Origin of the sequence: Sulfolobus sp. B1 (assembly GCF_007050195.1) — an archaeon.
In the GTDB taxonomy this organism is placed as follows: Archaea; Thermoproteota; Thermoprotei_A; order Sulfolobales; family Sulfolobaceae; genus Saccharolobus.
The window spans coordinates 1-1518 of the sequence record NZ_QIMI01000237.1 but is presented as its reverse complement, the minus strand read 5'-3'; the positions used below and the strand labels follow the sequence as shown (position 1 = coordinate 1518).

Here is a 1518-nt window from a genome sequence, read left to right as displayed (position 1 = left end):
AATTCTAAATCCATGTAATAGGTTTAGCATTAATTTATGGGAAAAGTCAGAATAATCCAGAAGTCGAAATAAATCAACACAGTATTGAGGCATAAATTATCTTAAACGATCAGATTGATACATTAGGAACTATATATCTAAAGTAGGCATACGCGATGACATTGTATTACGTATTCCTTAGATTTTAATATATTTTAGAAAAAGATATTAATTGTGAATGATTAAAAATGAAATTAAAGTATTTATAGCAAACTCTTATTTTAAGAAAGCTTTTTAATTGGCCTAAAAATTATACGTGCATGAAAAGCATAAAAAAGAGGATGAACCCAGCTTCCTTCTTCTTGATAGCAATCATACTAAATGTGTTATTAGTTTCATTAGCATCCATGGTAGTATCAAGCCAAACTACTATCACTATAGCTCCATCTAATACTTCACAACTAATAGACGTATCCCAAACTATTCCTCCAGATGCATTAGATCCAGCTACAGGGTTTGCAGTGGAAGATGGTCCTTTCTTCACAGCTGTATTCCAAGAACTTGTGGAATTTAACGGGTCAGACTATCTCCATGTAGTTCCGGTAATAGCTCAGAATTGGAGTACATCCAATTACGAGAACTGGACGTTCTTCATAAGACAAGGAGTTTACTTCCCAGACGGAGTACAAGTCAACGCGTCAACAGTATGGTTCTCGTTATATAGGACAATACTAATGGGACAAGGAGCAGGCATCTCTAATTATGTTGGTTTATTGTTTAATGGAACAGTGTTTAGTACATTTGGATACGCTATACCTTGGGGTGTAAACAATGCAATTCAAAACGTTACTGGATTACAAACTGGAGGAAACTTTACTTTAACAGCTAAGGTTTTAGCATCTATCCTATCACACTTCAACGCAAACAATCAAACAATTCAGAAGATAATGGAATACCCATACCAAGCAGTAGTTGTTAAAGGACCATATGAGGTAGAAATAAACACACTAGAACCCTACAGAGACTTCCTACTAGACTTGGCAAACTGGTGGGGAGCAATAGTAAACCCAGTATACGTAGACCAACACGGAGGAGTACAACCAAACAGTGCAAATTCATATATAAATGAAAATGGGATGAACGGAACTGGTCCATATGTGATCAAAAAAGTAGGGGCAGGGATGTCAACGATCACTCTTGAAAAGAATCCTCACTATTGGGCAGAGAACCTAACTAATATTCCAGCGGTAGCTGAACCAGCACATATACCTATCATAATAGTAGATTACGGTTTATCTCATACTGATAGAGTTGAAGATTTCGCAACGAATCAAGCACAAATATCTTACGTTTCACAACCTTTTTTGGAACAGATGTACTCCGCTTACCAATACAATAAATATGTTAATTTTAGCCAAGTTTTCCTTAACTTAGGCTATGAGGCTGCTGCATACTTCATCTCCATGAATACTGAAACTTTTCCTACTAACATAACAGCCTTACGATTAACTTTAGTATATGGAATCAACTATACTGAAC

The 1518-nt window shown here is 35.8% G+C and carries 1 protein-coding gene; it reads left to right on the top strand.

Annotated elements, in window-relative coordinates; translation table 11 throughout:
• Nucleotides 1-299: 299 nt before the first annotated feature.
• Nucleotides 300-1518 (top strand): ABC transporter substrate-binding protein (locus DMP16_RS09800; protein ID WP_255446869.1); only part of this gene is annotated, 1219 nt, incomplete at its 3' end.